This window comes from Bacillus sp. FSL K6-1005, from assembly GCF_038000225.1.
GTDB classification, from domain to species: Bacteria; Bacillota; Bacilli; order Bacillales; family Bacillaceae; genus Bacillus; species Bacillus mojavensis.
The window spans coordinates 1,389,208-1,406,288 of sequence record NZ_JBBOBP010000001.1 but is presented as its reverse complement, the minus strand read 5'-3'; the positions used below and the strand labels follow the sequence as shown (position 1 = coordinate 1,406,288).

The window sequence follows — 17,081 nt, the reverse complement described above, 5'->3', positions numbered from 1 at the left end:
TTTTTTGTTTTATCCCTCTAACAAAAGCTGTTCAGGATCTTCTAGTAAGTTCTTAATAGTAACAAGGAATCCAACTGCTTCTTTACCATCTACGATCCGGTGATCATAAGATAAAGCAATATACATCATCGGACGGTTTTCAAAACGTTCTTCATCAACTGCGACAGGGCGCAGCTGAATCTTATGCATACCCAGAATACCAACTTGAGGGCTGTTTAAAATCGGTGTTGACATGAGTGAACCGAAAGTCCCTCCGTTTGTAATTGTAAATGAGCCTCCTTGCAGCTCACCAAGGGTTAATTTATTGTTTCTCGCTTTTTTCGCAAGCTCGCCGATTTCTTTTTCAATGCCTGCAAATGTCAGACGGTCTGCATCCCTTACAACTGGAACGACAAGTCCTTCTTCAGCTGCAACAGCGATTCCGATATCATAGAATTTTTTAACAATCAGCTCATCGCCTTGAATTTCTGCATTCAAGAGCGGATATTTTTTCAATGCCGCTACAACAGCTTTAGTAAAGAAAGACATAAAGCCCAGCTTCACTTCATTTTGCTCAAAGAATTGGTCTTTGCGACGTTTTCTGAGATTCATAACAGCCGTCATGTCAACTTCATTAAATGTAGTCAGCATCGCAGATGTTTGCTGAACTTCGACTAGACGTTTAGCAATCGTCTGTCTGCGGCGTGACATTTTTTGCACTTCAACAGGTTTGTCAAAGCTTTGCTGTGTTTTTTGAGGCTGCGGCTGTTGTTTTTGCTGCTGAGGAGCTGGTTTCGCCGCTGGTTTTTCATACGCCTCAACATCCTGTTTGCGCACTCTTCCAAGCGGATCGCCAGTTGGAACCTGAGACAGGTCAATCCCTTTCTCTCTCGCCAGCTTACGGGCAGAAGGAGATGCGATTGTTCTTGTTTTTGCTTCCGTTTGCGCTTCCTGGCTCACTTCTTGCGCCGTTGGTTCAGCTTGCTTTTCTTCTTTTTCACTTTCTTTGCTTTCAGCCTTCTCTGAAGGAGCAGGGGCAGAACTTTCACCCGCGCCTTCTGTAATGGTACCGATAATTTCTCCAACTTGGACGGTATCACCCGAATCTTTCAATACCTCTTGAAGAACACCCGATTCTTCTGCTGTCAATTCAACATTAACTTTATCCGTTTCAAGTTCAAGCAGATATTCACCCTGTTCTACATAATCACCGGGCTGCTTTAACCATTGGGCTATAGTTCCTTCTGAGATTGATTCTGCTAATTCAGGTACCTTAATTTCCGCCATTTTTTCATTTCCCCCTTAGTTTTTGCGAGTCAAGCTATCAGATACAATACGTTCCTGTTCTTTTTTATGAACTGTCGGATCTCCCTCTGCAGGACTGGATCGTCTTCTTCGTCCAATATATTGAACGCTTACTCCTTCTGGTGCAAGTTCTGTCAAATAAGGGCTGATATAGCTCCATGCCCCCATGTTCTGCGGCTCTTCCTGAACCCAAACGATTTCTTTAAGATTCGGAAGCTTTGCAAATAATTCTTTGACTCCTTTTGCAGGGAATGGATACAGCTGTTCAATTCTCGCAATGTGAAGCCACTCTTTCCCGTCTTCTAACTTGTTGAAATGATCGCTGATGTCTATAGATACTTTACCGCTGGATAATACGAGCCGCGTCACTTTTTCATATTCATGAGAAAGTCCTGACTGTTCGTAAACAGGCTGGAAGCGGCTTTCGCTGAGCTCCTGCACTTCAGAAACGGTATTCGGATTGCGCAGAAGGCTCTTCGGCGTCATGATGACGAGCGGTCGAATTTCCTCACGCAGCAGCATTTTAGCCTGTCTTCTTAATATATGAAAATATTGAGCGGCGCTTGTCAGGTTGGCAACCGTCCAGTTGTTCTCAGCAGCTAGTTGCAGGAACCGCTCGATTCTACCGCTTGAATGCTCAGGGCCCTGTCCCTCGTAACCGTGCGGGAGCAGCATCACTAATCCGGATTTTTGTCCCCATTTTGCGCGTCCGGCAGAAATAAATTGGTCAAAGTACACTTGAGCAGCATTGGCGAAATCTCCATACTGCGCTTCCCACAGGACAAGTGTTTCCGGTGAATGCACGTTATAACCGTATTCAAAGCCGAGAACAGATCCTTCAGACAGCGGGCTGTTATGAACGGCAAATGATGTATCACAATCTGACAAATGGTGCAACGGCACAAATTCTTTGCCTGTCTCACTGTCGTGAAGTACAAGGTTTCTTTGGGCAAACGTTCCGCGCTCAGAATCCTGTCCTGTTAATCGAATCGGTGTTCCGTCTTTCAGAATGGAAGCAAACGCGAGAGATTCAGCCAATGACCATTCCACTTTTCTGTCATCATCAAACGCCTTGGCCCGTCTTTCTAAAATGCGTTTTAGCTTACCGAATACATTAAACGACTCCGGCCAATTGACCAATTCGCCATTCAGCTTGCGGAGCACATCAAAATCAATAGATGTGTCTACATCCGGAAAACCGTTTGAAACAGGTTCCGGAAGTTCTATTTCACAAGCGACAGGTTCCTTTTTAGCCGGCACTTTTTGATAAGCGTCTTCTATGCGTTTCGTTACCGACTTTTCAATGTTTTGAACAACTTCCTCGGTCAGCACCCCATCTTTAATGAGCTTTTCCGCGAAAATATGTTTGACAGTCGGATGCTTTCTTACAGCATCATACAGCATCGGCTGAGTAGTTGACGGCTCATCCATTTCGTTGTGTCCGTAACGTCTGTACCCGATTAAGTCAATCAGAAAGTCCTTGTTGAATGTTTTTCGGTATTCTACCGCAAACTTAACAGCTGAAAGACAGGCTTCAGGATCGTCCGCATTTACGTGAACAATCGGTATTTCATAGCCCTTCGCCAGGTCACTGGCATAGTTTGTTGATCTTGATTCAGCGCTTTCTGTTGTGAATCCGATCATGTTATTGGCGATAATATGAATCGCACCGCCTACTTGATACCCTTTTAAAGAGCTTAAATTCAATGTTTCAGCGACAATTCCTTCCCCAGGGAATGCAGCGTCTCCATGAATTAAAATCGCAAGTGATTTTGTTTCATCCTGAACCGGGTATCCGCTTTGTGTTCTTGTTTCCTGCGCCGCTCTTGTGCTGCCTTCAACGATCGGGTTGATAAATTCCAAGTGGCTCGGGTTATTCGCCAGCGTAATACGCGCCGACTTCGTTTCAGCGTCTTGAAGCTCGCGGTTCGCTCCCAGGTGATACTTGACATCCCCCGTCCATCCGTAGCTGATGCCGATAGATCCTTCAGACGGGACTAAATCTTTGTTCGGCGCATGCTGGAACTCTGAGAATATGATTTCATACGGTTTGCCCAGCACATGTGCCAGCACATTCAGGCGGCCCCTGTGCGCCATACCGATGTTAACGCTCGTTGTACCTGATTTGACAGATTGTGCGATAATGTCATCAAGCACTGGAACAAGAGCGTCCAGACCCTCAATTGAAAAACGCTTCTGCCCGACGAAGGTCCGGTGTAAAAATTGCTCGAATCCCTCTACTTCCGTCAGTCTTTCCAGCACAGCTGACAGCTTTTCGGCTGAGTTCTTTTGGAACAATTCACCGGATTCAATCTTTTGAGTCAGCCACTCTCGCTCTTTAAAGTCGTGTACATGATCAAATTCAAATGAGATGGTTCTTTTATACGTATTTCGTAAATACTGAATGGCTTCTAAACCGTTCGTAATGTTTTTAGGAGCGTCTTTACAAATGACCGACGCAGGTATTTCTTTTATTTCCTCTTCTGTTAGCCCGTAATCGGATAGTGGAAAGAGCTCGCTCTTTTTCCCATCCTTTCTGAGCGGATTGACGGAAGCGTTCAAATGGCCATAGGTTCGTATATCTTCTGCAAGTCTGATTGCTGATGCGATCTTTTGTATCAGATCGGCTGTAACACGTCCCTTTTCTTTTGTTCCCGATGCCTCTTTTATATCGCTTGGAGGAGCTCCTAGTTCATCGAACATGTCCTTCAGATCCGGATCAATGCTGTTCGGATCCTGGGTGTACTGATCGTAAAGCTCCAGCGCATAGCCGAGGTTCGGACCGTAAAAATCTTCCCAATTCATTCGTTGTTTCATATTATTTTGAAACATTTGAATATTACCCCCAACCTAGATAATCAAGTGATTCATTCACTATCTTAAAATAACTTTCGAACGCTGTGTCCAAAATTATGTAATAAAAACGCTTCCAACGATATTTTACCACTGTTTGCAATTTGATTCTACCTTGATTGTTCACAAAATAGTAAAAAACCTTTATAAAAAACAAAAAATTTAATCATTTACAAAAAGAAACGCCAAAAAGCATAGAATAAAGGGTTATCCTATGCTTTTATGGAGCAGTTTTTTAAGAAGCGGATACAGTACATCCGGAAGCTGATCGACATCCGGGACAAATATACTGAACTTCCCGTACATATCCTGTATCGTTTTCATTTGTGATTCTTCAATTTCTGAGTTGGAGAGAAAAACATTTATGACTTCTATTCCCCTTTTTCGAGCTTCTATAACCGCTTCACTTGTATCGACAATCCCATTTTGCTCATAACCAAATGCGGCCGGCTCTCCGTCAGAGAACACGATTAAGAATTTTTGCGCCTCGCTCCGCTGCAGCATTTTTTTCGTCATTTGCCTGATCGCATAGCCGTCACGGTTGTCTTCCTCAGGTTCAAGCTGCAAAATCGCCGGTCCCGCTGCCTGTCTTAAGGACGACTGAAATGGAATTACCGTATTAAAATAGTTCGGCTGACTCGTTTCGGTGGCATCGTTTGTATCCTCCCAGAAACCGACAATTTGATGCGGAACTGCTACTGATTTCAAGGCTTCATGAAACAATACGATACCCCGCTTCGTTTCATCCATTTTGTCGAACATACTGGCTGAACAGTCGACCAGTAATGTAAAAACAGCGTCAATTTCTGAAGAAGGCTCTTGTTTTTTGTAAAAAAGACGCGGATTCCGCTCCGTAAAATAACGGAGAAGCTTGTTGTTCAGACGGCCCGCGTGGAGGTCAGTCCTTGGCAGCGTTTTTTTGTGTTCAAGCGTTTTTTGAATCATTTGTTTTAAACGCTTCTGATACGATTCGATCGATTTTGCCTGCTGTTTATAAGAAAGCTCTTCATCTTTTGTTGCAGGCTCCGGTTCTTTATAAATCGCAAACGCGAATTTATTTTCCTTTCCGTCGGCAAGACCCGCGCCGTTCGGCTGGTCTTTTTTGGAGTCTAGCGCTTCCAGTTTGGAATAGTCTTTTCGTTTTGTCTGTCTGGCTGAACCTTGAACAGAGCCGAGAGCTTGGTCTCCATCGTCCCCTTCACGAGAAGCATCTTTTCCTAAATCGGATTTTGCGCCGTGTTCAATATCAAATTGAAGGAAGCTTTTAGACGGCGCTTCTGTTTCACGGTGCCAAGTCGGCATTTCTTCATCGTGAATATCTTCATCGCCGTCTGATTTTTTCGGAAGCGTTACGTCATCACTCAGCTTCGGCGCTTTTTTCTCTTCTTCAAATAACGGCTGCTCTGCGGCTTTAGCGTAATCTAACTCAGGCAAAAAGAAGTAGGTATTCAGCATGTCTTTATCAAGTACCTCTTCAAGCCCGTCCATGATGTCTTCGACAATTTTCAGAACGTGGCGTGTAGAGTCAGCTTCATACACACGCAAGAGCTGCTGTTCAATAAACGGTCGCATCAGATCAATATCATCACGCATAGACGGGATGGTTTCCAGAGGCGATTCCGCCGTCAGCTTGGTATACATGGCGCAAAAGAGCGCATCCGTAAAAATGCTTCGTTCTAAATTTAAAGTGAGCTGTGTGGAGAAATGTTTTCTGTACATGTCTTTTCGTTTTGCAAATACATGTTTTGTGCCGGGACGCTCGTGTTTGATACATTCTTCAATTCTGATGTCCTCAAGCAGCATAAACAGCTGTTTGGCAAAGCTTTTGAATGTAAGATGCCGATGGATATTATCCAAAAAGTTCGTAAACTCTTGCAGCGAGCTGTATTTAGTTCCGACCGATCGAAGGTAGACATCGCTTTTGAGACCTGCTTCCATATCTTCAGCTGCTCTGTCCTTCCAAAAGTGGCTCATGTAGATTTTTTTTTCAAATGGGTTGTAGTAGGACTGAACGCCATACTCCACTTCCACCGCCTCACTTTTGGTGAGCGTTTTGGCCAAATCGGTCAGCATCATAAATAAAAACGAGTCAATTGTGCTGTCATTAAATTTGATAAATTTCATCGCACATCCCTCATTCAAACAGAGTTTCCGCGATATTTCGGACCGCCGCCTTTTCACGGTCATCGTCAAGCTTTTCTACAATTCCCCGTTCGATGGCCCGTAGCGGCGGAATATAAGCGGCTAAATCACACGTATCAATTAAAGCTCTGATAGATGCCGCTTCTTCAGACACCTGCCCGTTATTGGCCTGAACGATCAGATCAGAAGACAGCGTGATAAACCGGTCAATTAATTTCTCATCATGAAGAGCAGACTGAGACATGAGTACTTGTTTCAGCAGCTCGCCTTTAATATATGGCACATCAATAATGACAAAACGGTTTTTAAGCGCTTCATTCAGCGGTACGGTTCCAACGTAGCCTTCATTGATGGCAGCAATGACTCCAAAGCCTTCTTTTGCCCGAACGACTTCTCCTGTAAACGGATTTGTCATCATTTTTCTATAGTCCAATACACCGTTTAAGATGGGCAGGGTTTCCGGCTTTGCCATATTGATTTCGTCTATATAAAGAAAGTGGCCTTCATTCATGGCTGTTGTCACAGGCCCCGAGACAAACTCGATCGTTGCCTGGCCAGATTGATTTTCAATGGTTTTATAGCCAACCAGTGCTTCAGCATCCAAATCAACTGAGCAGTTGACACTGTGCATTGGTTTATGAAAATAACTGGACAATGTTTCCGCCAGCTTAGTTTTACCTGAGCCTGTAGGCCCTTTTAACAGGATATTTTTCCCCATCGCCAATGCGATAATGGCATCGAATAAAATGGCTTCATCCTCCGCCTCATAGCCTGATGTCCCGATAAGCGATTGAAATTCTGGAGAAATCGGCTGGCTTTTATATGATAAAAGCTTATTTTGTATATCTTCCGGCAATGTTAAGTGCTGCAATTGAGATGTCATAGACAGGTTTCCTTTCCTATTCGTATTCCATTAACGAGTATACTAAAAAAGCCCCTGTATGCTCAATACAAAGGGCTCCCGCTATATTACTGTTTCTCGTTATTGCCAGAAAGCGCTCCGCACACAATTCGCGCTCCTGAATTTCCGCTCGGATTCGTCAGATAGTCGTCAGCCTGTTCATGAATAACAAACGCGCTGCCATCCTGGTCGAGAATATTCAATTTGCTTCCTTTTTGTAAAGAGGTTTCAGGCGCATTCATAATAACATCTACTTTCCCGTCTGCGCCGACTTCAAGATTCGGAAGATCTCCGGCATGATGTCCCATCGGATTATTGAAGCCGTGTTCTTTGTTCAGCGGATTAAAGGGTCCGCCCGCAGATTCAAAATCCGGCCTTACACATGATCCTTTTTCATAAATATGAAAACCGAGTGAAGCTCCGGGTGTCAGGCTGTGTGCTGAGATGTGAAAATCGAGCCCTTCGTCTTCTGATTCTTTTATTTCAATAAACCCGACTTTTTTGCCTTCTCTATTGATCAGCTGGATCTGATGACTAAACGCTGACGTTTCTATCACCTTTTTATCCGGTACCCGCCGCGGATGGTCAGGCGGTGTTTCCTGACTGCATCCCGCAAGACCCAGTGCCGCCACCACGATAAGGAGCAAGAAACGATTCATGCTGTCTCCCCCTTGTTTTTTCTAACAGTGTGGTCAATCATATTCCGATATAAACTAAAAAAAAGCCTTTTAAAAGGCTTTTACATTAGGGCAGCAGGACGTCCTGCCCAAACGCCCCGTCTGTCTAATGTCCATGCTCAAAGTTTAAAAATAGCTTCGTGCTCCCAAGTAGCGCTGTTTCCAATACGAATTGCTGAGATTGGAAATGCCCACACCGTCGGAGCTTGCATGAATAAAATTGCCGCCGCCCAAGTAAATCCCCATGTGAGACGGTCCGGATTTATACGTAGTAAAGAAAACAAAGTCACCGACTGACGGCTGGCTGACTTTTTGCATCACATTCCAGTACCCTGCCGTACTCAGCCTTGAAATAGATGATACTTTATTAATGAGGTAATAAATATAGCCGCTGCAATCGAAACCGGAAGGCGTATTTCCTCCCCAGCGATACGGAACACCGACATATTTTTTTGCCTCCGTTATCATTCTGTCAATCTTTGTTCCTATTTGAACGTTTGATCCTGATTTGTCTTTCGGGATATTCTTATTGGAATTATTTGATTTAGTCGTTCCTGAAATTGTGAGAATCTGTCCGATTCGCAGAACATCGCTAGACAAATTGTTTCTATCACGAATACTTTGCACAGTGACGCCCAGCTGATTCGCAATCTTCCATAACGAATCACCTGATTTCACTTTGTATGTAGTTGTTTTTGAAGAATTTGAGTTTGACGGCTTTTTTGAACCGCTGCTACCGCTATTGGATGAGCTGCCTTTTTTTATTTTTAATACTTGCTTAGGGTAAAGTGTATCTGATGTTAAGCCATTTAAGGTTTTCAATTCGGCAACCGTCATATTTAAACTGTTTGCGATTTTCCACAGAGAATCACCAAGCTTTACAGTATATGTACTTTTTGATGGACCTGTAGAATTTGAACCGTTGCTTTTTTTCGGTCCACTCGAACTGTTTGAACTGCTTGTCCCTTTAATTCTCAGTTTTTGGCCGGGACGAATCAAATCACTGTTCAGGCTGTTTAAGCTTTTAAGCTCTGAAACACTCATTTTATGATTTTTGGCAATCATCCATAAAGAATCACCATATGCCACGGTGTATGTTGACGTTTTGTTTGAGTTTGATGAGGATGTTTTGCCTTTTTTGCTGCTTTCTGGAACTTTAAGACTTTGTCCGACATAAAGCATTGACGATTTCAATTTGTTTTCGGATTTCAATGCAGAAATACTCGTATGATACTGGCGCGAAAGTTTCCAAAGAGAGTCACCGCTTTTCACCTTTATCGTTTTTGCATCCGCGGGTGCTGCTGCCATCGATGACCCAACAACTGCGGAAACAGCCAAACTGGCTACGATCTTCTTTTTCATTCATGCAACCTCCTAAACTTTTTATGACACAAACAGAAAGAATTAGTATTCAGTTTCCAAAAATGGCACACATACGTTATATCGTCACTTTTTTAGCGTTATAAACAAATTTTTATAGATTCGGCAGCAAATGTAGCTTCGTTCGACCTTAAACCTCTAGATAAACACCTTATATTTTACATAATTTGGATAGGTTTATCGAAAGTCTAAGGAACTATTTAAGCGGGGGTAAAATGATTGGTTTATGTTGATGAAAGAAGCAGATTTTCCTCCTTTTCTGTCTGTTTTTCTTTCAATTCTCTATCAAAGTGTCAAATCCCTTCTTCTGATTGCAACACTGCCCAGCTTTTCTAAACAGTTAAAAGCCTGTCCATTTCAAATGAACAGGCTGAATCCATTATGCATTAGCTGATTGAGTATTGTGTTTAACATATTCAAGAATGCTGACGGCAGCTTTTTCAGCACCGCCTGCCGCTTTCAGTGACTGGCCAATTGCTTTTGCTTTCTTGGCATAGATAGGATTGCTGATCACTTCTTGAATGGTTTCTTTCAGAAGGCTTTCAGACAACTGTTCTTTTTTCAGCACTTTCCCAGCACCTACTTGCTCCACCTGTTTTCCGACAGCGAATTGATCGGCTCCCATTGGAATGACAATGAGCGGTGTTTCAAAATACAAGCCTTCGCTTGTGCTGTTCATTCCGCCGTGGGTGACAAACAAACTGGCTCTTTTCAGGATTTCAAGCTGAGGCACATACGGGCGCACAATAAAATTATGCGGAATATCGTTTAACTCACTTTGTTTAACATGCTTCCCAATGGACAGCACAACTTTTCCGTCAAAGTCTTTGCATACCTCAAGACATTGATTGAAAAACTCTTTTTGATTATTAAAAATAGTTCCCATAGAAATAAACAGCACGTTTTCATTGTTCATTTGATCGAATGGAAAGTCATTGCTTTTGGCTCTTTTTGCAATTGAAGGACCAACAAAAACATAGTTTTCTCCGAATTGCTCTGCCATTGGCTGAAATTCTCTTGACGTAAAGACGATCGTCAAATCTCCATCGGACGAAAAAACGTCAAACGGCTTGGTAATTTCCGCTTGAAACTCGGAATTTAAGGTTTCTGCGAGCTGCTGATAGGATTCGAAATAAGGTGAGTCTTCCAATGGGCTGCTATTGAATGTATCCATCATTTCCTTTAAAAAATCCTCATTCATCGCAAAAGTCGTACATAATGAAAATCTCGGCAGCTTCAGCAGATTGGCAATGATTTTGCCGGCCAAGAAATGGTGATCATATATGACATAATCATATGATTCGTTTTTGACTTCATTATAAATATGGGTGGCGATGTCCTTACACGCTTTTAAAAAGGCACATATCATTTCGGCAAAATCTCTTTCCTCATTACCAGTTGCGTTTTTTCCGAAATAATCTTCTCTAAAATCGTTATATTCACGAAATTCAATATCAAGCGCGGTGATTTTTTCTTCGTATTCCTTTACTGCATAGTAAGTAATGTTTTCTCCTCTTGATTTCAGTTCCTTCATTACACCAATAGACGGATTAATATGGCCCTCTCCCGGAAAACCAACCATTAATACATTAGCCATGCGGCCACGCCCTTTCATTAAAATTTATGTAATATTTTATACAGTACTATAAATACAAAATCAGGTAAAGTATTTAACTTAATTAATATTAATCTTATATAACTTTTATACCAGGTTACATTTCCCGACTTTCTATTTTCAAGAAAAAAAGCATTCAGTATGGCATGAATGCTTTTGAAAAAGGGTTCTATTTCAGTCTTTTTGTCTCATGAGACAAAAGCAGTTCGGGTCCTTTTGTTTATTTTTATGTTCTCGGTGAGATGAGCGGGTATAACACGCCATCCTTCGCAAACGACATCTTGCCTGTTTCCTCAGAAACAACCAGTACAAGCGCATCTGTATATCCAGACATCCCCAAAGCTGCCCGGTGTCTGGTTCCCAGATGAGTATCCACTTCTTGGGTCGTCAGCGGGAGAACGTTTCCTGCTGAGACGAGTGTATTTTCCCTCACTAATAAAGCGCCGTCATGAAGAGGATTTCCCGGAAAAAAGATGCTTTCAATTAATGAAGCACTGATTTCTGCATGAAGCGATGTTCCTTTTTGAATAAACTTGTCAACCGAGTCTGTCCTTTCAATGACAATTAACGCGCCATGCTTATTTTCCGATAAATTTTTAATCGCCTTGGCCAGTTCCACAAATGACGGTGTAAATTGTTCAATGTATGATTGCAAATAAAAGGATGAGGCGATGCCATGCATATTCTGAAAAATACGTCCCAAGTCATCCAATTCACAAAGGAGGCATTGATCTTTTTCATGAAGCGTTTTCAAAATAAGAGAAGCATCCCCTAATATCTGTTCTAAATGCGATTGTATCTTTGCCGTGAATACACTTTCTGTCATCTGTTCGTAATGCATGGGCCTTCATCTCCTTTTCATATTTTCAACTTTGCACGCATGCTTATCTTATTGATGCACATTCTATTGGTAAAGGAGGTATGTAAAGAATGGAAATGGAAAGAATCATTCAGTATATCTGCACCTTTTTAGGCGTTATTTCGCTTTCTTTTATTTATGCCCAAATGTTTAGAAAAACGAAACCGACAAAAAAAGAATAGGCCAGGCGTTCATTGCTTTTTATACATAAAATGTTATAATTTCTCTCGTTATGATAAAGAAACGGGGATCAATGTATGAAAGAAACAAAAAACGCCGGACAAAAGGTAAAACAGCTATTGCACATTTTAATTCCGATTTTAATCACTCAGGCGGGCCTTTCTCTCATAACCTTTTTAGATACGGTGATGTCAGGGAAAGTCAGCGCCGCCGATTTAGCCGGTGTGGCCATTGGATCAAGTCTTTGGACGCCTGTCTATACTGGACTGGCGGGGATATTAATGGCAGTCACCCCAATCGTCGCGCAGCTATTAGGCGCTGAGAATACCAAACAAATACCCTTTACTGTCTTACAGGCAGTATATGTGGCCGCGCTTCTAAGCATCGCCGTTTTAGCGGCTGGATATGGAATAGTTGACCCTGTTCTATCCCGATTGAACCTTGAGGCTCACGTACATGACATTGCGAAGCACTTTTTAGGTTTTTTATCTTTGGGGATTTTTCCTTTATTTGTTTACACCGTTTTGAGATCGTTCATTGATTCATTAGGAAAAACACGAGTCACCATGATGATTACACTATGTTCACTGCCGATAAATTTTGTGTTAAACTACGTATTTATTTTCGGGAAATTCGGCATGCCTGCCCTTGGCGGAGTCGGCGCCGGGCTTGCATCAGCGCTTACGTATTGGTGCATCTGTATCATCAGTTTTATCATCATTCGTAAAGCAGCGCCGTTTTCTGGATATGGCATTTTCCTTACCATGTATAAGTTCTCTTGGGAAGCGTGCAAAAATATGCTGAAAATCGGATTGCCTATCGGGTTTGCCGTGTTTTTTGAAACGAGCATCTTCGCGGCTGTCACTTTGCTGATGAGCCATTTTAATACAGTGACCATCGCGTCCCATCAGGCCGCCATGAACTTTGCGTCACTTTTATATATGCTGCCGCTCAGCGTGTCCATGGCTTTAACGATAGTTGTCGGGTTTGAGGCCGGAGCAGCTCGTTTTAAAGACGCTCGCTCTTACAGCTTTATCGGGATCATGATGGCGGTAGGCTTTTCTTTGTTAACAGCTGCCTGTATCCTTTTATTCAGAGAGCAAATCGCAGGCATGTACACTTCTGATCCGGATGTCCTCCGGCTCACGCAGCACTTTTTAATTTACGCGCTGTTTTTTCAGCTTTCCGACGCAGTGGCAGCACCTATTCAGGGCGCCCTCAGAGGATATAAAGATGTCAATTATACACTTGCAGCGGCTTTTATTTCTTATTGGGTTATCGGTCTTCCTGTCGGATATGCCGTCGGCACGTTTACAGGACTTGGCGCGTACGGTTATTGGATCGGGTTAATTGCAGGGCTAGCGGCAGGAGCAGTCGGTCTGTTTTTCAGGCTGGTTAAACTGCAAAAACGTTATTTATTGAAACAGGAATTTTAAAAGAGGTGATATGCATGGCACAAAATCAGAAATTATATGAGTATCTGTCTCAGCATGCGGAAGAAATAAGTTCAGCATGGTATGAAACAATCGAGGAAACTGACCCAAATTCAATCTATGCATCAACAGACCCGGCCGTCATTAAAAATTTAAAGAGCCAGAACCTTGCTTTCAATTATAAGATCAGCCGTATCTTTATAGATGAAGAAGAGGTATACTTACCCATTCTAAAAGCCTGGGCTTTTGAAGTCACTCAGGATCAAGAGCATTTAAAAACGCCTATCCACTATATTATCCGTGAGTTTGTCAGAGTAAGAGACTTGTTTGTTTCCTATGTGAAGGAATTTGTTCATATCAATCAGGATACCGTGAAAAGCGAAGAAGCCGAGGATTTGTATCACACTCTTATTAAGGCGTTTGATCTTGTGATTCATATTTTTATAGAAGAAATGTACAAAAACACAAGCCTTCAGCTTCAGGCCCAAAAGGATATGATCACCGAATTGAGCGCACCGGTGATCGTGCTGTTCCACAGTGTGGGACTGCTTCCGTTAATCGGAGATATTGATACCGTCCGTGCTAAATTGATCATGGAAAATACCTTGAATCAATGTGCGAAAAAAAAGGTGACGCAGCTTTACATTGACTTGTCCGGGGTAGCGGTCATTGATACCATGGTTGCCCACCAGCTTTTCAGTCTGATTGAGGCCTTGCGTTTAATTGGCGTTTCATCCACATTGTCGGGGATCCGACCGGAAATTGCGCAAACAGCGGTTCAGCTCGGTTTGTCTTTTGAGGACATCTCACTGAGATCTACCCTTGCGTCAGCGATTGCATCCGACTTGAAATTAAAAAAGGTATAAGGTCCCTATAGACCTTATACCTTTTTTTTAATCATTCCATTGATATGTCCAATACACTTCTTCTTCAAACCACGTTGCCATAACAGGTTCATTGTTTTTCAGTTTTTCCTCAAGCTCTCGGAGCATACCTTCCGTCTGGGTGCGATGAGCTCTTAACGCGTTCATTTTAATATCTGCTACTTCTTTGATATCAAGTACGACGTCTGCTTCACCAAGCACCTCTTCTCTATTGCGTGTAATAGCCATGCATAGTGTACGCGGACGGTCTTCTTTCTTTTTGCGGTACAATGCCCGGATGACCGCTTCCCCGCATGCATCATGATCTGGATGCACGCCATGTCCCGGATAAAATGTGACAATTAAGCTTGGTTTCACATCATCTATGATTTCTTCCATGATATCAGCTAAATATTCATCATCTTCAAACTCAAGCGTTTTGTCCCGAAGCCCAAGCATCCGCAGGTCATTGATATCCATTGCTTTGCAGGCGTTGATAAGCTCTTGTTTTCTTAATAATGGCAAGGTTTCCCGGTTAGCAAAAAATGGATCTCCCATATTTCTGCCCATTTCGCCTAACGTAGCGCAAGCATATGTAACGGGCACCTCTTTTTTTCTGTTTAAAGCTATCAGACCCGCCACACCGTATGATTCGTCATCAGGGTGAGGCAGGATTACAAGCACGTGTTCTTTCATTATTTTTTCACCCTTTTCTTTAAACTGTGAACGGTTTTTCACTGATTTGAAGTGAAATAGCCAGTTTCCCGCCCGGCAAGTGTCCTGCCATTAATAAGCGGTTTTCTTCATCAACTGTGTACTCAGTCAGGCCTTCAGCATAAATCCAGCCTTCTTCTGTTTTTAAGCCGACCCTGTAAGGCCCGCTCCCTTTGATTTTAGCTTGATGATAGGTTACCTTCGCATTGCGTATATAAGCAACAACCGTCATGTTTTTTTCATTTAAATGTGCCGAGTAAGAACCGGTTGTGGTTTCTAAATGGATATATACAGGGCGGTCCGCATATCGTTCTAAAGATGCTTGCACATCTTCTTTTATGATTGCTTTCATAATTGCTCCCCTCTTTCTTCTTTTAAATACTGTACGCGTTCTGTATGTAATTTGACCAGTTGATATTTGTCAGCCGGTTCCAGCTGTGAATTCACAATGCGCTGTATAGCGGCATAATATTTTTCCAGCATAGGTTTACGGAGTCTCGGATGTGTTCTCTTATCCAAAAGCTCAAGATCAATTGCCTCTGTAATCGCTTCTTCATCTTCATTTGAGAAAGAGCGGCTGTTCCATAGCGAGGCGTATGCTTTTCCTATTTCTATATCATTGTCCATCGTCCTGCTCCTTTATGTCTTACATACATGAAATGATTATACATAATATATAGGCAAACTGAAAAGCCAAAGGCTCAATGGCTTTTTGATGCCCGTTTCCATTTTACTTGTGAAAACGTAAACAAGACTAATGCAGCCCATATACAGGCAAAAGTAAATGCCTTCGAGCTTGAAAATGGCTCATGATAAACGAACAGCCCGATCAGCAAGGTGATGGTCGGTGCAATATATTGTAATATACCGACTTGATACAGCGGCAGCCGCTTCGCCCCTTCAGCAAACAATAAAAGCGGCAGCGCGGTAAACACACCGGCAAAAAAGAGAAGCACCCATGCCCCGCCGCTTTCTGCACCCGCAGGCTGAATATGGCCGCTAAACAGCAAATACCCCAATGCAATCGGCATAATCATGAATGTCTCCAGCGTTAAACCGATAGCGCTTGAAAGGCTTGTTCTTTTTTTGGTAAACCCGTATAAGCCGAAGCTGAATGCAAGCAGCAGCGCGATATACGGAATGGATCCGTATTGAAACGCAGAAATAATTACACCGGCTGCCGCAATCGAAACGGCAACCAATTGCAGGCGATTCAGCTTTTCCTTTAAAAACAAAATGCCGAGAAGAACTGACACAAGCGGATTTATGTAGTAACCAAGGCTTGCTTCGAGCAGAAATCCATGATTGACAGCCCATATGTATACAAACCAGTTAATCGAAATGAGAATTGAAGCGAGAAATAAGGATAGTATGCCTCCGTTCTTTTTTAAAGACCGCAGCTCATGCCACCCCGTTTTCCATTGACGAAAGAAAAATAGCACGATACACATAAAAACAAAAGACCAAATGATACGGTGAGCTAAAATATCAAGTGCAGGCAGCTGTTCAAGAAGCTTCCAATAGAGCGGAAACAGCCCCCACATGGTAAAGGAAACGGCTGTGTAAAGAACGCCTTTTTTTGTTTCTGAATGATGCATATTTTGTCCCTGCCTTTCTTTAGAGCATCTTATATTATATCACGTGAAAGATCGAGCAGACATATACTATTTTGTCCGTGAAGAAAGGGTGTGACGAAGATGTTTGAGTGGAACAAATACTTTCCTTTCCACAATCAATTTTCCAAGGAAGCATTAAAAAAGGCTGATCCAAAAGAGGTTGAGCATTATGTAAACAGTGTAATGGAAAGTGTGTTCGGAAGTGATTCCGCGGCTCAATTTCCATTTCGCGATCCCCTCCCGACTAAAGAAAAAACACAGCGCACCGAACCTGATATAGATATATTCGAAACAGCAGACCATGTGTTTGTAAAGGTTGCAGTAACCGAAAGTCAGCTGGAACAGCTTAAAATTAAACATACATCTCACAGATTACTGATTGAACATTTCCCAGGTTCGACCCATCCTAAAAAAGTAAATCTTCCGTGTCTTGTCAAGCGGAAAGGGACGAAAGCCGTTTATAAAGACGGCCAGTTGGAAGTCATGTTTCATAAACAGCAGGACTACAATATGTCCGAGGTAGAAATAATGCGATAAAAAACGGCCTGCTTCTGCGCAGGCCGT

15 protein-coding genes are annotated in these 17,081 nt (G+C 42.6%); 3 read left to right on the top strand and 12 right to left on the bottom strand.

Annotated elements, in window-relative coordinates:
• Positions 1 to 9: 9 nt before the first annotated feature.
• The 8 genes from odhB to cdaS all read right to left on the bottom strand — a co-directional run bounded on the left by odhB (position 10) and on the right by cdaS (position 11,693).
• Positions 10 to 1,266 (bottom strand): 2-oxoglutarate dehydrogenase complex dihydrolipoyllysine-residue succinyltransferase, encoded by a 1,257-nt coding sequence (gene odhB / locus NST16_RS07435; protein ID WP_340885310.1) that lies wholly within the window; start codon positions 1,264 to 1,266, stop codon positions 10 to 12.
• A 15-nt stretch (positions 1,267 to 1,281) separates the two neighbouring features.
• The gene (gene sucA, locus NST16_RS07430) at positions 1,282 to 4,116 is read right to left on the bottom strand and encodes a 2-oxoglutarate dehydrogenase E1 component (protein ID WP_168748050.1); all 2,835 of its coding nucleotides are present in this window, start codon (positions 4,114 to 4,116) and stop codon (positions 1,282 to 1,284) included.
• Positions 4,117 to 4,344: 228 nt separating this feature from the next.
• Positions 4,345 to 6,261, bottom strand: coding sequence for a vWA domain-containing protein (locus tag NST16_RS07425; RefSeq protein WP_340885307.1), 1,917 nt, complete (start codon positions 6,259 to 6,261; stop codon positions 4,345 to 4,347).
• 10 nt (positions 6,262 to 6,271) lie between these two features.
• Entirely contained in the window at positions 6,272 to 7,162 is an 891-nt protein-coding gene (locus tag NST16_RS07420) for an AAA family ATPase (protein WP_010334584.1), read from the bottom strand.
• 86 nt (positions 7,163 to 7,248) lie between these two features.
• On the bottom strand, positions 7,249 to 7,839 hold the full coding sequence (locus NST16_RS07415; RefSeq protein ID WP_326334051.1) for a superoxide dismutase family protein: 591 nt from the start codon (positions 7,837 to 7,839) through the stop codon (positions 7,249 to 7,251).
• 144 nt (positions 7,840 to 7,983) lie between these two features.
• Positions 7,984 to 9,219 carry a C40 family peptidase gene (locus tag NST16_RS07410; RefSeq protein WP_340885302.1) on the bottom strand — a complete coding sequence of 412 codons (1,236 nt, stop codon included), beginning with the start codon at positions 9,217 to 9,219 and terminating at the stop codon, positions 7,984 to 7,986.
• 397 nt (positions 9,220 to 9,616) lie between these two features.
• Positions 9,617 to 10,834, bottom strand: a complete 1,218-nt coding sequence (locus NST16_RS07405) for a macrolide family glycosyltransferase (protein WP_326202728.1) — start codon at positions 10,832 to 10,834, stop codon at positions 9,617 to 9,619.
• A gap of 244 nt (positions 10,835 to 11,078) precedes the next feature.
• Complete coding sequence (gene cdaS / locus NST16_RS07400; protein WP_010334588.1) at positions 11,079 to 11,693, bottom strand: sporulation-specific diadenylate cyclase CdaS; 615 nt, start codon at positions 11,691 to 11,693, stop codon at positions 11,079 to 11,081.
• 275 nt (positions 11,694 to 11,968) lie between these two features.
• On the opposite strand from cdaS, the gene NST16_RS07395 reads away from it, so the two are divergent.
• Positions 11,969 to 13,327 (top strand): MATE family efflux transporter, encoded by a 1,359-nt coding sequence (locus NST16_RS07395; RefSeq protein WP_168748056.1) that lies wholly within the window; start codon positions 11,969 to 11,971, stop codon positions 13,325 to 13,327.
• A gap of 14 nt (positions 13,328 to 13,341) precedes the next feature.
• The gene (locus tag NST16_RS07390; protein ID WP_268505082.1) at positions 13,342 to 14,190 is read left to right on the top strand and encodes an STAS domain-containing protein; all 849 of its coding nucleotides are present in this window, start codon (positions 13,342 to 13,344) and stop codon (positions 14,188 to 14,190) included.
• A 27-nt stretch (positions 14,191 to 14,217) separates the two neighbouring features.
• Here NST16_RS07390 and bshB2 read toward each other — a convergent pair whose 3' ends face one another.
• The 4 genes from bshB2 to rarD form a co-directional block, all read right to left on the bottom strand.
• On the bottom strand, positions 14,218 to 14,883 hold the full coding sequence (bshB2, locus tag NST16_RS07385) for a bacillithiol biosynthesis deacetylase BshB2 (protein WP_010334592.1): 666 nt from the start codon (positions 14,881 to 14,883) through the stop codon (positions 14,218 to 14,220).
• Positions 14,884 to 14,902: 19 nt separating this feature from the next.
• Entirely contained in the window at positions 14,903 to 15,253 is a 351-nt protein-coding gene (locus NST16_RS07380) for a YojF family protein (RefSeq protein ID WP_010334594.1), read from the bottom strand.
• Positions 15,250 to 15,528, bottom strand: a complete 279-nt coding sequence (locus tag NST16_RS07375; protein WP_340885279.1) for a hypothetical protein — start codon at positions 15,526 to 15,528, stop codon at positions 15,250 to 15,252. Before NST16_RS07375 ends, NST16_RS07380 begins: the two co-directional genes overlap by 4 nt.
• A 74-nt stretch (positions 15,529 to 15,602) precedes the next feature.
• Positions 15,603 to 16,499, bottom strand: coding sequence for an EamA family transporter RarD (gene rarD / locus NST16_RS07370; protein ID WP_229147221.1), 897 nt, complete (start codon positions 16,497 to 16,499; stop codon positions 15,603 to 15,605).
• Between the two features lie 99 nt (positions 16,500 to 16,598).
• Between rarD and NST16_RS07365 the strand changes: the two genes are divergently transcribed.
• Positions 16,599 to 17,054, top strand: coding sequence for an Hsp20/alpha crystallin family protein (locus NST16_RS07365; RefSeq protein ID WP_268446037.1), 456 nt, complete (start codon positions 16,599 to 16,601; stop codon positions 17,052 to 17,054).
• Positions 17,055 to 17,081: the final 27 nt, after the last annotated feature.